The organism is Pseudomonas kurunegalensis, assembly GCF_030291635.1.
Lineage (GTDB): Bacteria > Pseudomonadota > Gammaproteobacteria > Pseudomonadales > Pseudomonadaceae > Aquipseudomonas > Aquipseudomonas monteilii.
Map to the genome: position 1 here is coordinate 4,513,227 of NZ_CP127871.1, position 18,942 is coordinate 4,532,168.

An 18,942-nucleotide genomic window follows, 5' to 3' on the forward strand; every position below is an offset into this window, starting at 1 on the left:
TCGGGCTATGCAAACGAAAATGACATGACCGGATGCTAAATCCTGCCTTTCGCCACTGGCAAGCCAATTACCGCCGATGGGGAGGGAAAATGGAACAGGCGGTGAATTAAAAGGTTTTCATCATGGATGGGATCCGAAACCGCGCAACAGGCGACGCGGTCTCAGCCCAGCCGCTGCCCCGAATCCGGCACGATCAGGATGCCGGCCCGCAAGCCATTCTTGACCTTCGGGTTCGGGAAGATGATACGTGCCCCCTCCTCCTCGACCACCCAGCGCGTCTCGGCCAGGTCTTCGGCCAGCAGGTAACCCTTGCTCAACTCGGAGAAGTTCTCGATATCCGCGGGCAGGTGCAGGTGGAAGCTGTCGCTGTGCTTGATGATCTCGCGGGACACGCTGAACAGCTGCAGGCCATCCAGCGAACCCTCGCCCTCTGGCTCGGTCGCCTCGATGATGCGGATCAGCCGCTCTTCCAGCTTGTCGAGGTTGACTTGCTCGTTCTGGCCGAACGGGCGAGCCTTGCCAAGCTCCAGGGTGAAGGCTTCAGCATCCAGCTGTTCATAGGTGAAGGCACTGAAGGTGATGGAGGATTTGCTCTGCAGCAGCACCGCCTCCATGCCCGCTGCCGCCAAGCGCGCCAACTCACGACGGGAATGCTTGCGCCCCTCTTTATAAGGGTACAAGGCGAATTGCTCGATCTTCGAACCGCGAATGGCGGTATGCAGGTCGTAATGCAGGCGGCTGCGCCCCGGCTTGCTGAAGAACACCCGGGCGAACTGTTCCAGTTCAGCGGCACGCAATGCCTCGAAACCACTGGAAAGCTCATGGCGGCCGTTGAACAGCCGGTTGATGTCCTGCTCGATGAAGCGCTCGCCCTTGCGGATGGCCGCCGGGTTACCAAACAGGAACAACAACCGTGCCTTGGGTTTGATCTTGCCATTGGCCACGCCGTGCAGCAGCCGCTCGAGCAATTCGATCGGCGCTGTTTCGTTGCCATGGATGCCGGCGGACAACAGCAAATCCAGCCCGCAGTCCTCGTTCTCGGCAGGGCGCACTTCCAGCGCGCCCTCCCCCAGCCAGCGCAAACGCGCGCCCTTGGGTGTCACTTGGGTCTTCTCGGCCGGTTCGTGATCGGTGAGGGTCAGCTCAAGCAATTTGCCAAGGGCGAGCATAGGGGCTTCCTTAGTGGTGGTGGCCGCAGTCAGGGCCATGGACGTGATCGTCGTCTTCGCCAACCTCGGCCGGCTCCATTTCCAGCTGCAGGCTGACCAGATTGGTGGCCATCGGGCGCAGCAGCAGGTTGGCATACTCGGTGTCATCTTCCTCGACATCCACACCGATCAGCAGCTGGCCACGGCCGTCCTGCTGAATCCACACTTCCTTGCCTTGCCAGACCACGGCAAAACGGGTGCAGGAAGTTTCCAGCTGGGTGCCGTCTTCATCTTCGAGGATCAGGCGCAGGGCGTCGGTCATTGCAAAGTCTCTCTTCAAGGTTGTCGTTGGAACGGGTACACCGAACCCAACTTCAGGATCTGGGTCAATTCGTCCAGTGCCGTACGGCATTCCACCAGCAGTTGTGGGTCGGCCAGGTCCGCGTCGCTCAAGCGGTCGCGATAATGCTTGTCGACCCACCCTACCAAGGTGTCGTACAGCGGGGCGGTCATGATAACGCCTTGGTTGACCGCCGCCAGTTCCGATTCCTTCAACGCCACACGCAAACGCAGGCAAGCCGGGCCACCACCGTTCTGCATGCTCTGCTTGAGGTCGAACACCTTGACCTCCTTCACCGGCCCGCCCTGGCTGGTCAGCTGGCCCAGGTAGGCCCAGACCCGCTCGTTGTTGCGGCACTCTTCCGGCACCACCAGCAGCATGGAGCCGTCGTCACGGCTGAGCAGCTGGCTATTGAACAGGTAGGAACGCACCGCATCCTCAACCGTCACCGCCGCCCGTGGCACACAGATAGCCTGGAAGTTGCCACCCTTGCTGGCCAGTTTAGCTCGCAGCTGGCCAAGCACCGTGTCGGTCTCAAGGAAGGCGTCCTCGTGGTAGAACAGCACCTCGCCGTTGCCCACCGAAATCACATCGTTGTGGAACACGCCCTGGTCGATCACCGCCGGGTTCTGTTGAGCGTAGACCACACCGTCATCACTCAGCCCATGCAGCCGGGCCACGGCCTGCGAGGCCTCCAGGGTTTGCCGGGCCGGGTACTTCTGCGGCGCCGGGTAACGGGCGTCGAAGGCACTGCGGCCGTAAACGAAGAACTCCACGCCCGGCTCGCCATAGACACGGCAGAAGCGCGTGTGGTTGGCCGCGCCCTCGTCACCGAACTGTGCCACGGCAGGCAATGCTGCGTGGTGGGCAAAGTGTTTCTCGTTGTTGAACATGGCGCCCAGCACACGGCTGGTGGTCGGGTGCTCGATGCTGCGGTGGTACTTGCAGTTCAGGTTGGCAGCGGTGAAATGCACGCGGCCATCCGCGGTGTCGGCACTGGGGCTGACCGTGGCCGCGTTGGCCACCCACATGCTCGACGCCGAGCAGCTGGCCACCAGCAGCGGCATCGCTTCTTTAGCCGCACGCTGGATCACTTCGGCATCGCTGCCGCTGAAGCCCAGGCGGCGCAGGGCGGCCACATCCGGGCGCTCCTGCGGCGCCAGCACACCTTGCTTGAAGCCCAGGTCGGCCAGCGCCTTCATTTTCGCCAGGCCCTGGCGCGCGGCTTCACGCGGGTTGGAACCCTGCTGGCTGTTGCTTTGCGAAGCCACGTTGCCGTAGGACAGGCCGCCATAGTTGTGGGTGGGCCCCACCAGGCCATCAAAATTCACTTCATAGGATTTCATCGGCTAGGCTCCGTGACCTGTTGTTATAGGGTGACGCCCGGCGTCAAAGTCGCCGGCAAGGCAAGGCTGGCGGTCTCCAGCGAAGCCACGGGGTAAGCGCAATAGTCAGCCGCGTAATAGGCACTGGCGCGGTGGTTGCCACTGGCCCCCACACCGCCGAACGGCGCGCTGCTGGCGGCACCGGTCAGTTGCTTGTTCCAGTTGACAATGCCGGCACGGCTGCGCAGCCAGAAGTACTGGTAGCGGGCGCGGGAGTCGGACAACAACCCGGCGGCCAGGCCGTACTGGGTGTTATTGGCTTCATCGATGGCCGCATCGAAGTCGGCATAACGGATGACTTGCAGCAGTGGGCCGAAGAACTCTTCGTCCGGTCGCCCGGCCACGCCAGTGACATCGACGATGCCCGGGGTCAGCAGCGCGGCATCGGCCTGCGGCTGGGTCATCTCCAGCAGCTTCACGCCACCGTTGGCAACCAGCTCGGCCTGGGCGGCCATCAGCGCCTGCGCCGCTTGCAGCGAGATCACCGAGCCCATGAACGGCGCCGGTTGCTCATCGAACGCACCTACCGTGATGGTTTTGCACACCTCGACCAGGCGCGCGATCAGCGCATCCCCCCAGGCACCTTGCGGCACCAGCAGGCGCCGGGCACAGGTGCAGCGCTGGCCGGCAGAAATGAACGCCGACTGGATAATGGTGTACACCGCCGCGTCGATGTCCTTGACCTCGTCCACCACCAGCGGGTTGTTACCCCCCATTTCCAGAGCCAGGATCTTGTCCGGGCGGCCGGCGAACTGCTGGTGCAGCAGGTTGCCGGTGCGGCTGGAGCCGGTGAAGAACAGGCCATCGATACCCGGGTTCGCAGCCAGCGCCACACCGGTTTCGCGTGCGCCCTGCACCAGGTTCAGCACGCCCGCCGGCAAGCCAGCGGCGATCCAGCAATTGACGGTCAGCTCGGCCACCTTGGGGGTCAGCTCACTGGGCTTGAACACCACGCAATTGCCTGCCAACAACGCCGGCACAATGTGGCCGTTAGGCAAGTGACCGGGGAAGTTGTAAGGGCCGAAGACTGCCACCACGCCGTGGGGCTTGTGCCGCAACACCGCCGTGGCATCGGCCAGCGGGCCACTCTTTTCGCCGGTGCGCTCGCGGTAGCTTTGCACCGAAATCGCCACCTTGTTGATCATGCTGGTGACTTCGGTTGCCGATTCCCACAGCGGCTTGCCGGTTTCCTCGCCAATGCACTGAGCCATGGCTTCGGCGTGCGCTTTCAACTGCGCCGCGAACTTCTCCAGCACATCGATGCGCGCTTCCAGGCTCAATTGCGCCCAGGCCGGGAAAGCCTGGCGCGCGGCCTGCACGGCGGCGTCCACCTGGCCGGCATCGGCGCCCTGCCCTTGCCAGATCACGGCCTGGCTCACCGGGTTCAGCGACTGCAGGGCTTCACCCTGGCCGGCCTGCCACTTGCCTGCGATGAAATGCGTGGTCATTTACTGGGCCTCCCGGCTAGCCGACAGCGGCACCGCACGCACATTGTCGCCGGCGCCCATGCGCAGGCGCTTGGCGGTCAACGGGTCGACCACCAGAGTACCGGCGGCCAGCCGCGCAGGTGCCGCGGTAATGCGGCAGTCGTCGCGCTTGCGGTTATGGATGATGTAAGGGGTGGCGTCATCGCCCGGCGTACCAACCGCCAGCACCAGGGTCTGGCTCTCGCGCACGGCGCGGATCTTGGCGGTGTCGCATTCGATGGCCGGGCCAGCATCGAAGATGTCGACGTAGCCCTGGTAGTTGAAGCCTTCCTGCTTGAGCATGGCCAGCGCCGGCTCGGTGTCCTTGTGCACACGGCCGATCACATTGCGCGCCGCCTCGGACAGGAAGCAGGTGTACAGCGGGAACTTGGGCATCAGCTCGGCAATGAACGACTTGTTGCCCACGCCAGTGAGGTAGTCAGCCTGGCTGAACTCCATCTTGAAGAAGTGCCGGCCCAGGCTTTCCCAGAACGGCGAACGCCCCTGCTCGTCCGACATGCCGCGCATCTCGGCAATGATCTTCTTGCCGAACAGCTCGGGGAACTCGGCAATGAACAGCATGCGCGCACGTGACAGCAGGCGGCCATTCAGCCCGGAGCGGTAATCGCTGCGCAGGAACAGCGAGCACAGCTCGGAGTTGCCAGTCAGGTCGTTGGCCAGAAACAGGGTGGGGATTTCGCGGTAGATCTTCAGCTCCTGCGAGGCACTGACGGTCAGGCCGACCCGGTAGTTGTACCAAGGCTCGCGCAGGCCGACGGCACCGGCGATGGCACTGATGCCCACCACCAGGCCTTCGTCGTTTTCCAGCACGAACAGGTAGTCGGTGTCGCCACGCTCGGCCTCGCCACGGAAGCTTTTTTCCGCCCAGCCAACGCGATGCCCCAGGCGCTCTTCGTTGGCCGGCAGCGTGGTCAGCCCGGTGGTACCGGTGCTGCGTGCCAATTCGATCAACGCAGGCAAATCGCTGCTGCGTACAGGACGAACGATCATGCTATCTCCTTGTGCGGCGGCATCGGCCGGCGCGAAACTCTGCTAACGCATCAATCCCGAAACGTCTGTCGCCAGACCTCAGACCGCCACCAGGCGCACGCTGGCGCCCTCGCCCACACCCAGCGCATCGGCTGCCGCCACGCTCAGGCTTACCGGTTTGCCGGGTACCCAGTCGAGGTCCAGCAGCACTGCGCGGTAGTCCTGGAGCTGGCCGTTGCAGACCAGGTACGGGCGCCCGCCCTTGGCTGGCGCTTCTTCGATTTTCACCGGCACTACCCGGCTCTGAGCGATCGAGCGAATGCCCGAGGTACGCGCATGCAAGGTCGGGCCGCCGTCGAAGATGTCGATGTAGTGCTCGGTCTCGAAGCCTTCGCGCATGAGGATGTCGAAGGTGATCTGCGCGCGCGGGTGCACCTGGCCCATGGCTTCCTGCGCTTCATCAGGCAGCAGCGGCACATAGATCGGGTAGTGCGGCATCAGTTCGGCGAGGAAGGTGCGGCTTTTAAGGCCACACAGGCGCTCGGCGTCGGCATAGTTGAGGTCGAAGAAATTGCGGCCGATGGCATCCCAGAACGGCGATTCGCCCTGCTCGTCGCTGAAACCGACGATTTCGGTCACGACCGAGTCGGCGAAACGCTCCGGGTGCGCGGCCATGAACAGCAGGCGACCGCGCGAATTGAGCTCGGCCCAGCCACTGTTCACCAGCTCTGGCAATACATAGAAGCTGGTCAGCAGGCTGTTGCCGGTCAGGTCATGACACAGCGACAGCACATGAATCTTGTTGTGAATCTTCAGCTCGCGCGAGGCATGCACGAAGGTTTCGTTGCGGAAGCTGTAGAACGGCTCGGAGTAGCCCGCCGAAGCCACAATGGCCGAGCAGCCGGCCAGCTTGCCGGTTTCGCTGTCTTCGAGCACGAAGAAGTAGCTTTCTTCACCGTTGAAGATGACCTCGGCGGCGAAGGAAGTCTCGGAAGCGGCGATCTTGTCGCCCAGGCGAGCAGCGTCGTCCGGCAGCGAGGTGACACCAATGGGGCTGTCTGCAGCCATGCGCTGCACTTCGTTCAGATCAGCCATTTGCGCGGGGCGCATCACCAGCATGGTGTCACTCCTTTGGAATACGGGCCGCTTACGGCGGCACGGAAAAACGGCAGGCGCACGGGCACCTGCACTGGAATCGGGTATCGCCGGCCCGGCTCAGCCATGGCTGGGGCCGACGAAGTGGCCGCAGGCGGATCAGCCTTTGGTCAGCGTGGCGACGGCGCGCTCGAAGCGGTCCAGGCCTTCATCGATGTCGGCGTCTTCAACCACCAGGCTTGGCGCAAAGCGCACCACGTCCGGGCCGGCTTGCAGCACCATCACGCCTTCTTTTTCGGCAGCGTTGAGCACGTCCTTGGCCTTGCCTTGCCAGGCTTCGGTCAGCACGCAGCCCAGCAGCAGGCCAACGCCACGTACCTGGCTGAACAGGTTGTACTTCTGGCCAATCTGTTCCAGACGGGTCTTGAAGCGCTCATGCTTGGCCTTGATGCCGGCAAGGGTTTCCGGGGTGTTGACCACATCCAGCACGGCACAGGCAACGGCGCAGCCCAGCGGGTTGCCGCCATAGGTGGTGCCGTGGGTGCCGACAGCCAGGTGTTTGGCCAGCTCGGTGGTGGTCAGCATGGCGCCGATCGGGAAGCCACCGCCCAGGCTCTTGGCGCTGGTCAGGATGTCTGGCGTCACGCCGTAGTGCTGGTAGGCATACAGCGAACCGGTACGGCCCACGCCGGTTTGCACTTCGTCGAAGATCAGCAGGGCGTTGTGCTCGTCGCACAGCTTGCGCGCGCCTTCCAGGTAGGCCTTGTCGGCCGGCACCACGCCGCTCTCACCCTGGATCGGCTCGATCACCACGGCGCAGGTCTTGTCGGAAATCTGTGCCTTCAGCGCTTCCAGGTCGTTGTAGGGCACGTGGCTGATGCCGGTGATCTTCGGGCCGAAGCCATCGGAGTACTTCGGCTGGCCACCGACGCTGACGGTGAACAGGGTGCGACCGTGGAAGCTGTTCACGGTGGCGATGATTTCGTGTTTTTCCGGACCGAAGCGGTCATGCGCAACGCGACGGGCCAGCTTGAAAGCGGCCTCGTTGGATTCAGCGCCAGAGTTGCAGAAGAACGCCCGGTCGGCAAAGGTAGCATCCACCAGTTTATGGGCCAGGCGCAGGGCCGGCTCGTTGGTGAACACGTTGGATACGTGCCAGAGGGTGTTGGCCTGCTCGGTCAGGGCCTTGACCAGTGCCGGGTGGCAATGGCCCAGGGCGTTTACCGCGATGCCACCGGCAAAGTCGATCAGTTCGCGACCCGACTGGTCCCAGACACGGGAACCCTCGCCTCGCACAGGAATGAAGGCCGCCGGAGAATAGTTGGGAACCATGACCTGGTCGAAATCGGCACGTTGCACCGGGGCTTGCTCAACGGACATCTGAGTCTCCTGAAGAGGAACGCTGGCCTGGAAGTGGCGAGCGATGGGGGGATTGTAAGGACTGATCCGCGCCTGTCCTTGCGGCCAAGCGACAACTTGTTACAGCGCAAAACCCAGTTTTGACAAGGTTTTCGGCAATGCGACAAACACTGTCGCAATCGCGCAGTGTACGGGAGAGAGGGGGCTGGGTGAACGGGTGTTCACACAGGTTTATGGCGGGGATGTTCGACGATATTGATGTGGTGCCTGTGAAATCGAGCGCCGCCCGCGCGGCGCATCGCGAGCAAGCTCGCTCCTACATTTGTTTCAGGCCAATATCGCCTATGACAACGTGCGCGACCGCCTTGTTGATCCGCCACGATATCGAGGAGTACACCAAAGGGTGTGCACACCAATGGCATAGGAATAACTGGCCCGAAACAAATGTAGGAGCGAGCTTGCTCGCGATGCGCCGCGCGGGCGGCGCTCGATTTCCGCCGCACCATCAAACCCAAGGCATGCGCCCCGAACCCACCCAAATATCAGCCCTTTTCAGCCGGTGCCGAGCTGAGTTCGAACGGGCTGCTGCTGCGCCGCTGGTTACGGTCTTCCCGTGGCGTCGCGCCAAAGAAGTTGCGGTAAGCACTGGAAAAATGCGGCCCCGAGGAGAAACCACAGGACAGCCCGATCTGGATGATCGACTTGCTGGTCTGCATCAGCATCTGCCGCGCCTTGTTCAGCCGCAGCTCCAGATAATACTGGCTCGGCACGCGGTTCAGGTACTGCTTGAAGATGCGCTCCAGCTGCCGGCGCGACACGCACACATGCTGGGCAATCTCGTCGGTGGTCAGCGGCTCTTCGATGTTGGCTTCCATCAACAGCACCGCCTGGGTCAGCTTGGGGTGGCTGGAGCCCAGGCGGTTCTGCAGCGGGATGCGCTGGCGCTCACCCCCCTCGCGGATGCGCTCTACCACCAACTCTTCCGAAACAGCCCCCGCCAGCTCCGCCCCATGATCGCGGGCCAGCACGGCCAGCAGCAGGTCGGTTACAGCCATGCCGCCACAGGCCGTCAGCCGGTCGCGGTCCCAGTCGAACAGGTGACTGGTGGCGATGACCTTGGGGAAGCGCTCGGCAAAATCATCCTGCCAGCGCCAGTGCACGGCAGCGCGATAGCCGTCGAGCAAGCCCAGCATCGCCAGAGGATAAACCCCGGCAGACAGGCCACCGATCATGCAACCGCTGCGCGCCTGCTGCTTGAGAGCAGCCGACAACGCTGCCCCTACTGCCGCAGGCGGCTCGTCAGCAACCAGAAACAGCTTGTGGCACCCCTCCAAGCGGCCAGTCCACGGTTCGCCCGGCAGGCGCCAGCCACCCTCTTGCGCAGGCTCCGCCTGCAGGAAGGCCATTTCGTAGACCACATCCGGGTGTACCCGCTGCGCCACCAGCAACACTTCCTCGGCCAGCGCCAGGGTCAAGGGCCTGGTGCCGGGCCAGATGAGAAAACCGATTCGCTGGGTGGTCATAGGGTACGGTCCGAAACCTGAGGTCGTTCGAGTCTGTGCGCCGGGTCAGGCTGCGCTCGCCGCGCAGCATGCCCTATTCTGGTGCAAAAATGCAGCTTTTACTTCAGGCTGCCGGAGAGGAACTGCTTCAGGCGCTCCGACTGCGGGTTGGCCAGCACTTCACGCGGGCAGCCGGTTTCCTCCACCAGGCCTTTGTGCAGGAACACCAACTGGTTGGACACCTCACGGGCAAAGCCCATTTCGTGAGTCACCACCACCATGGTGCGGCCTTCCTGGGCCAGCGCCTGCATCACCTTGAGCACATCGCCCACCAGCTCAGGGTCCAGTGCCGAGGTCGGTTCGTCGAACAGCATAACCTCCGGCTCCATGGCCAGCGCGCGGGCAATTGCCACACGTTGTTGCTCGCCCCCCGACATATGCCCGGGGAAGGCGTCCTTGCGGTGGGCAACACCGACCTTGGCCAGGTAATGCTCAGCCTTTTCCAGCGCTTCTTTCTTGTTCACACCCAACACATGCACCGGCGCTTCGATGATGTTTTCCAGTGCGGTCATGTGCGACCACAGGTTGAAGTGCTGGAACACCATCGACAGACGCGAGCGCATGCGCTGCAACTGGCGCGGGTCGGCAGCCTTCAGCGCGCCGTCCTTGCCGGCCACCAGCTTGAGCTCTTCGTTGTTGAGCAGGATCTTGCCCGCGTGCGGCTGCTCCAGCAGGTTGATGCAGCGCAGGAAGGTCGACTTGCCCGAACCACTGGAGCCGATGATGCTGATGACGTCGCCGGCCTTGGCCGCCAGCGACACGCCCTTGAGCACTTCGTGGCTGCCGTAGCGCTTGTGCAGGTCTTGGACTTCGAGTTTGTACATGCTGTCGATTCTCACAGAGCGGTCAGTGCTTGCGCGGCGCCAGGTAGCCGAGCCAGCGGCGTTCGGCCATCTTGAACAGGCGCACCAGGATGAAGGTCAGGCACAGGTAGAACACGCCCGCCGTGATGTAGGCCTCGAAAGGCAGGTAGTACTGGGCGTTGACCGTGCGTGCGGCACCGGTGATGTCGATCAGGGTGACGATCGACGCCAGGCTGGTGGTTTGCAGCATCATGATCACTTCGTTGCTGTACTGCGGCAGCGCCCGGCGCAGGGCCGAGGGCAGCAGGATGCGCCGGTACATTTTCATGCGCGACATGCCCATGGCCTTGGCCGCCTCGATCTCGCCATGGGGCGTGGCCTTGAGGCTGCCGGCAATGATTTCGGCGGTGTAGGCGCTGGTGTTGATGCCGAACGCCAGGCACGCGCAGAAGGTGGCGCTGGACAGCAGCGGCCAGAGGAAGCTTTCGCGCACCGCTTCGAACTGCGCCAGGCCGTAGTAGATCAGGAACAGCTGCACCAGCATGGGTGTGCCGCGGATCACGTAGGTGTACAGCCACGCAGTCAGGTTGATCGCCGGCTGTTTCGACACGCGCATCAGGCCCAGCGGAATGGCCGCCAGCAGACCGAAGAACAGCGAAATCGCCAACAGCTTGAGGGTGGTCAGCAGGCCGCCGAAGTACATCGGCAATGCCTCCCAGACGACGTTGTAGTCGAAGATCATAGTTCAGCCACCTTGACGCCCACCGAGTAGCGGCGCTCCAGATACTTCAGGGCCAGCAGCGAGACGCTGGTCAGCACCAGGTACAGTGCCGCCACCGCCAGGAAGAAGGTGAAAGGCTCGCGGGTGGCATCGGCCGCCTGCTTGGCCTTGAACATCATGTCCTGCAGGCCGACGACCGAGATCAGTGCGGTGGCCTTGGTGAGTACCAGCCAGTTGTTGGTGAAGCCCGGGATCGCCAGGCGAATCATTTGCGGCACCTGGATGCGGAAGAACACCTGGCGCGGGCTCATGCCATACGCCACGCCCGCCTCGGCCTGGCCCTTGGGAATGCCCAGGAAAGCACCGCGGAAGGTTTCCGAGAGGTAGGCGCCAAAAATGAAGCCCAGCGTGCCGATACCGGCAATCAACGGATTCAGGTCGATGTAGTCTTCGTAGCCGAGCAGCGGTGCCACCCGGTTGATGATGTCTTGCCCGCCGTAGAAGATCAGCAGGATCAGGACCAGGTCCGGAATACCACGGATCACCGTGGAATACAGGTCGCCCAGCCAGGCCAGCCAGCGCACCGGCGACAAGCGCAGCGCCACACCGATCAGGCCGAGCACGATGGCCAGGGCCATCGACGACAGGGCGAGCTGAAGCGTCAGCCACGCCCCGTCGAGGATGACTGCCCCGTAGCCTTTCAACATGATGAGGTCCTCGACCTAAAGAATGAAAAATGGTGCAAACCTCAGAGCCTCTGCTGTTTGCACCATTGCACAGGTGAAACCCGACGTCTTAGTTCGAGTCTGGACCGTAGATGTCGAAGTTGAAGTACTTCTTCTCGATTTCTTTGTACTTGCCGTTGGCACGGATGGCGTCGATGGCCGCGTTGATGCGGTCGACGTTGGCCTTGTCACCTTTGCGCACAGCAATACCGATACCGTCACCGAAGTACTTGGCGTCGGTGAAGGACGGGCCTACGAAGGCGAAGCCCTTGCCAGCGTCGGTCTTGAGGAAGCCGTCTTCCAGCAGGGTGGCGTCGGCCACGGTGCCGTCCAGGCGGCCGGCGGCCACATCCAGGTAGATTTCGTTCTGAGTGCCGTAAGGCACCACGGTGGCACCTTTGGCGCCCAGCACTTCCTTGGCGAAGCGGTCATGGATCGAGCCACGCTGCACGCCGATCTTCTTGCCTTTCAGCTCATCCAGGCTTTCGCTGACCGTGGTGCCTTCCTTCATCACCAGGCGCGCCGGAGTGAGGTAGTAACGCTTGGTGAAGTCGACCGACTTCTTGCGGTCCTCGGTGATCGACATGGACGACAGGATGGCGTCGATCTTGCGCACTTTCAGCGCCGGGATCAGGCCGTCGAACTCCTGCTCGACCCAGGTGCACTTGGCTTTCATCTCTTCGCACAGGGCGTTGCCGATGTCGTAATCGAAACCGGCGATGCTGCCATCGGGCTGCTTGAAGGCGAAGGGTGGGTAGGCGGCTTCAATGCCGATTTTCAGCGGTTTTTCATCGGCCTGCGACACCAGGGAAAAAACGGATAGCGCCAGAGCGCCAAGCAGTGCGAGCTTCTTCATCAGGTAACTCCATCGGTACGGGGCAATACAAGGCAGGTAACGGCTGCCCGATATGCGAATGGGTACAACGCGAGCCGCGCAGGGTTCGACCAAGGTCGCAGACCACGAGCGAGTGAGTGGCATTTTAGCGACAGCCCGGTAGTCGATATTTCTTCAAAGCGACAACTACTTACAGAAGCGCCTGAAACCGCTGCGGGCGATGTTGACGACCAGCGCAAAATATGCGAAGGCACAAGAAATAGAACCAATAGACCTAGCAATTCCTGGGCCTATTATTGGCAAAGCCTTGTACTACGGCAAGTGTAGCGTGCCGCGTTGTACAAAATGGCTGCAGGAGTGCACCGAAACAGGTCCGCGCTGTTTCCTCGCGCCCCGAACGTGTGCAACGCCGGTGACAGAACAGTTACCGATGAATGTCGGGTAACAGTAAAGCAAAAACCCCGCCCGGTTGCCCGGGCGGGGTTTTCTGTTCACACGGCCCTGCTTCGCTATCAGGCCGAGGCCAGGTTCATTGCCTTGTGGGTATCGATCAGGTGTTGCACCACGCCCGGGTCGGCCAGGGTCGAGATATCGCCCAACGCATCGTACTCACCGGTGGCAATCTTGCGCAGGATACGGCGCATGATCTTGCCCGAACGGGTTTTCGGCAGCCCCGGCGCCCACTGGATCACATCCGGCGAGGCGATCGGGCCGATTTCCTTGCGCACCCAGTTCTTCAGCTCCAGGCGCAGTTGCTCGCTGGCCTCGATACCGGCATTGAGAGTGACATACACATAGATGCCCTGCCCTTTGATGTCGTGCGGCACGCCAACCACTGCAGCCTCGGCCACCTTCGCGTGGGCCACCATGGCACTTTCGATCTCGGCGGTACCCATGCGGTGCCCGGATACGTTGAGCACGTCATCCACACGGCCCGTGATCCAGTAATAGCCATCCTCGTCACGGCGCGCACCGTCACCGGTGAAGTACATGCCACGGAAGGTCTTGAAGTAGGTGTCGACGAAGCGATCGTGGTCACCGAACAGCGAACGCGACTGGCCCGGCCAGGAGTCGAGGATTACCAGGTTGCCCTCGGCAGCACCGTCGATCAGGTTGCCCAGGTTGTCCACCAGCGCTGGCACCACACCGAAGAACGGACGGGTAGCCGAACCCGGCTTCAGGCCGGTAGCGCCCGGCAGCGGGCTGATCAGGATGCCACCGGTCTCGGTCTGCCACCAGGTATCGACGATCGGGCAACGCTCCTTGCCCACGGTCTTGTAGTACCAGTTCCAGGCTTCGGGGTTGATCGGCTCGCCCACCGAGCCGAGCAGGCGCAGGCTGGAGCCGTCGGCACCTTCAACAGCTGCCTGCCCTTCGGCCATCATCGCGCGGATGGCAGTGGGCGCGGTGTAGAGGATATTGACCTTGTGCTTGTCGACGATCTTCGACACGCGGGTGATGTCAGGGTAGTTCGGCACGCCCTCGAACAGCAGGGTAGTGGCGCCGTTGGCCAGCGGGCCGTACACGATGTAGCTGTGGCCGGTGACCCAGCCCACGTCGGCAGTGCACCAGTACACTTCACCCGGGCGGTAGTCGAATACCCGCTCATGGGTCAGGGCGGCATACACCAGGTAACCGCCGGTGGTGTGCAGCACACCTTTCGGCTTGCCGGTAGAACCGGAGGTATAGAGGATGAACAGCGCTTCCTCGGCTCCCATTTCTTTCGGCGCGCAGTGGCTGGAGGCCACTTTCATCAGGTCTTCGTACCAGATGTCGCGGTGCTGGTGCCAGGCAATGTCGCCACCGGTGCGCTTGCACACGATGATCTTCTGCACGCTGTTGGTTTCAGGGTTGGTCAGCGCCAGGTCGACGTTGGCCTTGAGCGGGGTGCGGCGGCCGCCACGCAGGCCCTCGTCGGCAGTGATCACCACCTTGGACTTGCAGTCGATGATGCGGCCCGCCAGCGCCTCGGGCGAGAAACCACCGAACACCACCGAGTGGATCGCACCGATGCGGGCACAGGCCAGCATGGCGACCACGGCTTCGGGGATCATCGGCATGTAGATGGTGACCACATCACCCCGGTGCACGTCCTGGCCACGCAGGGCGTTGGCGAACTTGCACACCTGCTCGTGCAGCTCGCGGTAGGTGATGTTGCGGTGTTCGGAAGGGTCGTCGCCTTCCCAGATGATGGCCAGCTGGTCGCCGCGCTCTTCAAGGTGGCGGTCCAGGCAGTTGGAGGAAACGTTCAGAGTGCCGTCGGCGAACCATTTGATATCGACGTGATGGTCGTCGAAGGAGGTCTGCTTGACCTTGGTGAACGGCTTGATCCAGTCGATTCGCTGGGCCTGCTCGCGCCAGAAGCCGTCCGGGTTGATCACCGATTGCTGGTACATGGCCTTGTAGGTGGCCTCGTCGGTCAGGGTAGTGGCCGCAACCTCGGGACGAACGGGATACAGTGGAGCCGCACTCATCTGTGTTACCTCGGTGTAATAGTTGTTTTTGTATGGAACCGTTTGTAACTGTACCAGAGCGACAAAAGCCATTCGACGTTGGTAGTAATTTGGTACGCCCGTTCCGCCAAAGTGCTCTGGCATGCGGCTTACAGCCCTGACCACGAAAAAACGGGGGGCTTTACCAGAGGATTGTTACAGATTCTGTCAAAACACTTTATCAAAAGACCCACTGTTTCGGCCTTGGCCACAACCCTAAAATTCACCTCGCCAGCAACGGCAAGGCGATTAACAACTGGTAACAGCCCCCACGAAGGCAAACGTTAATCTCCCTCTAATCCCGATAGTTAAAACTAGCAGTACTCGCGGCGCCATAAGCGCCGCGTGCCCCCTCACGACCTTAGACAGGTAAATAGAAAATGAAAGCTTTACTGGTATTGGTACTTGGCAGTCTTTGCGGCGCGGCAATGGCCGGCGAAGCCAAAGATGCCGAGCAGATTCCGGTTGAACAGTACAGTTACTCGCAGCACCTGGACATTGCCCGCGTCATCTCCATGAGCGAAGTGCCCAATGTGTGCGAAGTCGTGCCAGCCCGCATGACCTACGAGGACTCCAAGGGCCAGAAGCACATTCTCGAATACCGCGTGATGGGGAACGGCTGCTCTAACGGCTGATACCTTGTGAATCAGGGGCCCTGCGGGCCCCTTTCACCTTTTGCAAAACCCAACTAATCGGCAGACTTGCCAAGCGAATAGTCTCTTAACTTGTTCGCGATTGTTGTATGCGAAACGCCCAGCCTTTTTCCTAAAGCCCGGCTACTCGAAAACTCCCCCATCAAACTTTCCAGCACCGCTTTTTCAAAGCGCCCGACAATCTGCGAAAGATCGCCCTCCAGCGAAAACTCACCCAACGGTTGCCGCGCGCCATAATCCGGCAAACGTATATGCTCGCTTTTAACCACGCCGCCTTCACATAAAGAAACCGCCTGGAACAATACGTTTTCCAACTGCCTTACATTGCCCGGCCAATGGTATTGCCCAAGTTTGTCCATCGCTGCCGGCGCCAGCCGCGGCATGGCACAGCCGATTTGTCGGCTGGCCTGGTCGAGAAAGTGCTGCACCAGCCCTTCCAGGCCATCCATGCATTCGCGCAACGGCGGAATGTGCAGCGACAACACGTTCAGGCGGTGATAAAGGTCCTGACGAAACTCGCCGCGCGCGCACAGCTCGGACAAATCCACCTGGGTCGCGCAGATCACCCGCACATCCAGGTAGACCTCTTCATCGCTGCCTACCCGGCGGAAACAGCCGTCCTGCAAAAAGCGCAGCAACTTCACTTGCAGGCGCGGGCTCATCTCCCCTACCCCGTCAAGGAACAGCGTGCCGCCTGCGGTCAGCTCCAGCAGCCCCAGCTTGCCCTCTGCCCGCGCACCTTCGAATGCCCCGGGGCCGTAACCGAACAGCTCGGTTTCGGCCATCGACTCGGGCAAGCCGGCGCAATTGAGCGCCATCAGCGGCGACTGCCCACGGGGGCTGGCCAGGTGGCAGGCGCGTGCCAGCAGCTCCTTGCCGGTGCCGGTCTCACCCTCGATCAGCAGCGGCGCATCCAGCGGCGCCATGCGGCGGGCCTCGCGCACCACGGCGGCCATCACCCGCGAGCTTTGGAAGATGCTGTCGAAGCCTCGCAATTCCTGCTTGCGCACGTTGTAGATGCGTTCGCCAATGCGGTCGGCGCGGTGCAAGGTGAGCACGGCGCCAGCCAACGCCTCGCTGTCGTCGTGTTCGGACTGCAGCGGTGCGATATCCGCCAGGAACACATCACCTTTGACCTTGATACGCAGGCCATTGATGCGCGACTTGTTGGCCCGCACCAACTCCGGCAGATCGAAGTCTTCCACATAGCGCGCCAGCGGCATGCCCGGCACCTCATCCACACGCACCCCCAGCAACTGCGCTGCCGTGCGGTTGGCGGCGACGATGCTGCCGCCCATGTCGATCGACAGCACCGGGAAGTCCAGCGCCCCGAGCAAGGCATTCAGCTCCATGTGCCGGCGTTCGCTGGGCATCAGGCCCACGCGCTTGACGCCAAATACCCCGGCAATCGCCTCGAACTTCGGCCGCAAGGCCTGGAACTGCAGGTTGATCAGGTTCGGGCAGTGCAGGTAGATGGCGTTGCCATGGTCACCGCCCACCTCGCCGCGCAGCACGTTGATGCCGTACTCCACCAGCAGGTTGAGGATGTCGCGCAGGATGCCAATGCGGTTCTGGCAATGCACTTTGATACGCATGAGGGCTCTCGAAGCGCCAATGTTTTTCAACATCGCGCGGAAAAGTCGTAAAGATAAGCTGACAAAAACAGCGCAATCATCAGCCGTATGCCCCGAATTTTCCGACACCTAGGCTCTTTTGTAAAATTATCGTTACGAAATCCGCTTCACCCGCTGGCGCGGCAGCGGCTTGCACCCGTGCAAAACGGCCAGTGAAGGGATATTCCTTAGACATGTCCTGCACATAACAAGAAAAGCCCTCACCAGGAGAGCCTCATGAAACAGACGCACTACGTGGCACGCGAGCCCGATGCGCATGGTTTTATCGATTACCCGCAGCAAGAGCATGCGGTATGGAACACCCTGATCACCCGTCAGCTGAAAGTGATCGAAGGCCGCGCGTGCCAGGAATACCTCGACGGCATCGACCAGCTCAAGCTGCCCCATGACCGTATCCCGCAACTGGGCGAGATCAACAAGGTGCTGGGCGCCACTACCGGCTGGCAGGTTGCCCGGGTTCCGGCGCTGATTCCCTTCCAGACCTTCTTCGAATTGCTGGCCAGCAAACGCTTCCCGGTCGCCACGTTCATCCGCACCCCGGAAGAGCTGGACTACCTGCAAGAGCCCGATATCTTCCACGAGATTTTCGGCCACTGCCCGCTGCTGACCAACCCCTGGTTCGCCGAATTCACCCACACCTACGGCAAGCTCGGCCTGGCGGCGACCAAGGAACAACGTGTGTACCTGGCGCGCCTGTACTGGATGACCATCGAGTTTGGCCTGATGGAAACCGCCCAGGGCCGCAAAATCTATGGCGGCGGCATCCTCTCGTCACCGAAAGAGACCGTCTACAGTCTGTCTGGCGAGCCTGAACACCAGGCCTTCGACCCGATCGAAGCCATGCGTACCCCGTACCGTATCGACATCCTGCAACCGCTGTATTTCGTGCTCCCCAACATGAAGTGCCTGTTCGACCTGGCCCACGAAGACATCATGGGCATGGTCCACAAGGCCATGCAGCTGGGCCTGCACGCACCGAAGTTTCCACCCAAGGTCGCCGCCTGAGCGACCTTGCCGATAACAACTCGAACCGGAAAACACCCATGAATGCCTTGAACCAAGCCCATTGCGAAGCCTGCCGCGCTGACGCACCAAAAGTCACCGACGAAGAGCTGGCCGAGCTGATTCGCGAAATCCCGGACTGGAACATCGAAGTACGTGACGGCCACATGGAGCTGGAGCGCGTCTTCCTGTTCAAGAACTTCAAGCACGCCCTGGCGTTCACCAACGCCGTAGGCGAAATCGCCGAGGCCGAAGGCCACCACCCTGGGCTGCTGACCGAGTGGGGCAAGGTGACCGTGACCTGGTGGAGCCACTCGATCAAGGGCCTGCACCGCAATGACTTCATCATGTGCGCCCGCACCGACAAGGTGGCGGAAACGGCCGAAGGCCGGAAGTGATCGCTGAAAAACGGGGCCGCAATCGGCCCCGTTTTTTTTATGAAGCCTGTGCGCTGTTCGCCCGCAAAACCGACAAACGAGCGGTAAAAAAACCAAACTGTCATCCAGACTTGTGTATCCTGCCCCAGCCTTGCGAAGCTTCAACCGCGCCTGGCGCAGACTTTTCACTCACACTTGCGAGGAACGACGAGATGCACGAAATCCCGAATCTTCCCTTCCCAAGCCTGAACCCAGAAGAGCCATCCGTGACCGTTCACGCCGAACCGGCAGCTGCCGTCGAGCAGGATGGTGACGATCAATCCAGCGCTGACCAGGAATAAATCGCGCAACCTCC

18 protein-coding genes are annotated in these 18,942 nt (G+C 61.8%); 4 read left to right on the forward strand and 14 right to left on the reverse strand.

Annotation, left to right across the window (positions count from 1 at the left end; translation table 11 throughout):
- Positions 1–161: 161 nt before the first annotated feature.
- The 13 genes from astE to acs form a co-directional block, all read right to left on the reverse strand.
- Positions 162–1,169, reverse strand: coding sequence for a succinylglutamate desuccinylase (gene astE, locus QQ992_RS20550; protein ID WP_119369188.1), 1,008 nt, complete (start codon positions 1,167–1,169; stop codon positions 162–164).
- Between the two features lie 10 nt (positions 1,170–1,179).
- The gene (locus tag QQ992_RS20555; RefSeq protein ID WP_003256592.1) at positions 1,180–1,470 is read right to left on the reverse strand and encodes a topoisomerase II; all 291 of its coding nucleotides are present in this window, start codon (positions 1,468–1,470) and stop codon (positions 1,180–1,182) included.
- A gap of 14 nt (positions 1,471–1,484) precedes the next feature.
- The gene (gene astB, locus QQ992_RS20560) at positions 1,485–2,834 is read right to left on the reverse strand and encodes an N-succinylarginine dihydrolase (protein WP_286110863.1); all 1,350 of its coding nucleotides are present in this window, start codon (positions 2,832–2,834) and stop codon (positions 1,485–1,487) included.
- A 23-nt stretch (positions 2,835–2,857) separates the two neighbouring features.
- Positions 2,858–4,321: a succinylglutamate-semialdehyde dehydrogenase gene (gene astD, locus QQ992_RS20565; protein WP_286110864.1), complete on the reverse strand. Its 1,464-nt coding sequence runs from the start codon at positions 4,319–4,321 to the stop codon at positions 2,858–2,860.
- The gene (gene astA / locus QQ992_RS20570) at positions 4,322–5,350 is read right to left on the reverse strand and encodes an arginine N-succinyltransferase (RefSeq protein ID WP_105946055.1); all 1,029 of its coding nucleotides are present in this window, start codon (positions 5,348–5,350) and stop codon (positions 4,322–4,324) included.
- Positions 5,351–5,428: 78 nt separating this feature from the next.
- On the reverse strand, positions 5,429–6,448 hold the full coding sequence (gene aruF / locus QQ992_RS20575) for an arginine/ornithine succinyltransferase subunit alpha (protein WP_105946054.1): 1,020 nt from the start codon (positions 6,446–6,448) through the stop codon (positions 5,429–5,431).
- A 135-nt stretch (positions 6,449–6,583) separates the two neighbouring features.
- The gene (locus QQ992_RS20580; protein ID WP_019099128.1) at positions 6,584–7,804 is read right to left on the reverse strand and encodes an aspartate aminotransferase family protein; all 1,221 of its coding nucleotides are present in this window, start codon (positions 7,802–7,804) and stop codon (positions 6,584–6,586) included.
- 521 nt (positions 7,805–8,325) lie between these two features.
- Entirely contained in the window at positions 8,326–9,306 is a 981-nt protein-coding gene (gene argR, locus QQ992_RS20585; RefSeq protein ID WP_286110865.1) for a transcriptional regulator ArgR, read from the reverse strand.
- Positions 9,307–9,404: 98 nt separating this feature from the next.
- Entirely contained in the window at positions 9,405–10,169 is a 765-nt protein-coding gene (locus QQ992_RS20590; RefSeq protein WP_016711851.1) for an ABC transporter ATP-binding protein, read from the reverse strand.
- A gap of 22 nt (positions 10,170–10,191) precedes the next feature.
- A complete protein-coding gene (locus QQ992_RS20595) occupies positions 10,192–10,890 on the reverse strand; it encodes an ABC transporter permease (protein WP_016711852.1) in 699 nt (232 codons plus the stop codon).
- Positions 10,887–11,576: an ABC transporter permease gene (locus QQ992_RS20600; RefSeq protein WP_003254523.1), complete on the reverse strand. Its 690-nt coding sequence runs from the start codon at positions 11,574–11,576 to the stop codon at positions 10,887–10,889. The genes QQ992_RS20595 and QQ992_RS20600 overlap by 4 nt, the downstream gene beginning before the upstream one ends.
- Positions 11,577–11,664: 88 nt before the next feature.
- On the reverse strand, positions 11,665–12,450 hold the full coding sequence (locus tag QQ992_RS20605) for an ABC transporter substrate-binding protein (protein ID WP_060500683.1): 786 nt from the start codon (positions 12,448–12,450) through the stop codon (positions 11,665–11,667).
- A gap of 491 nt (positions 12,451–12,941) precedes the next feature.
- Positions 12,942–14,903 (reverse strand): acetate--CoA ligase, encoded by a 1,962-nt coding sequence (gene acs, locus QQ992_RS20610; protein ID WP_016711854.1) that lies wholly within the window; start codon positions 14,901–14,903, stop codon positions 12,942–12,944.
- Positions 14,904–15,301: 398 nt separating this feature from the next.
- On the opposite strand from acs, the gene QQ992_RS20615 reads away from it, so the two are divergent.
- Positions 15,302–15,556, forward strand: coding sequence for a DUF2790 domain-containing protein (locus tag QQ992_RS20615; RefSeq protein WP_003260110.1), 255 nt, complete (start codon positions 15,302–15,304; stop codon positions 15,554–15,556).
- A gap of 53 nt (positions 15,557–15,609) precedes the next feature.
- Here the strand turns inward: QQ992_RS20615 and QQ992_RS20620 are convergent, their stop codons facing one another.
- Positions 15,610–17,169, reverse strand: coding sequence for a sigma-54-dependent transcriptional regulator (locus QQ992_RS20620; RefSeq protein ID WP_060500677.1), 1,560 nt, complete (start codon positions 17,167–17,169; stop codon positions 15,610–15,612).
- A 255-nt stretch (positions 17,170–17,424) separates the two neighbouring features.
- Between QQ992_RS20620 and phhA the strand changes: the two genes are divergently transcribed.
- From phhA to QQ992_RS20635, 3 genes are read left to right on the forward strand one after another with little or no spacing between them, the layout of a single operon-like run.
- Positions 17,425–18,213: a phenylalanine 4-monooxygenase gene (phhA, locus tag QQ992_RS20625; RefSeq protein ID WP_025753872.1), complete on the forward strand. Its 789-nt coding sequence runs from the start codon at positions 17,425–17,427 to the stop codon at positions 18,211–18,213.
- A 38-nt stretch (positions 18,214–18,251) separates the two neighbouring features.
- The gene (locus QQ992_RS20630; RefSeq protein ID WP_003254532.1) at positions 18,252–18,608 is read left to right on the forward strand and encodes a 4a-hydroxytetrahydrobiopterin dehydratase; all 357 of its coding nucleotides are present in this window, start codon (positions 18,252–18,254) and stop codon (positions 18,606–18,608) included.
- Positions 18,605–18,928, forward strand: coding sequence for a hypothetical protein (locus QQ992_RS20635; RefSeq protein ID WP_286110866.1), 324 nt, complete (start codon positions 18,605–18,607; stop codon positions 18,926–18,928). The genes QQ992_RS20630 and QQ992_RS20635 overlap by 4 nt, the downstream gene beginning before the upstream one ends.
- Positions 18,929–18,942 lie beyond the last annotated feature (14 nt).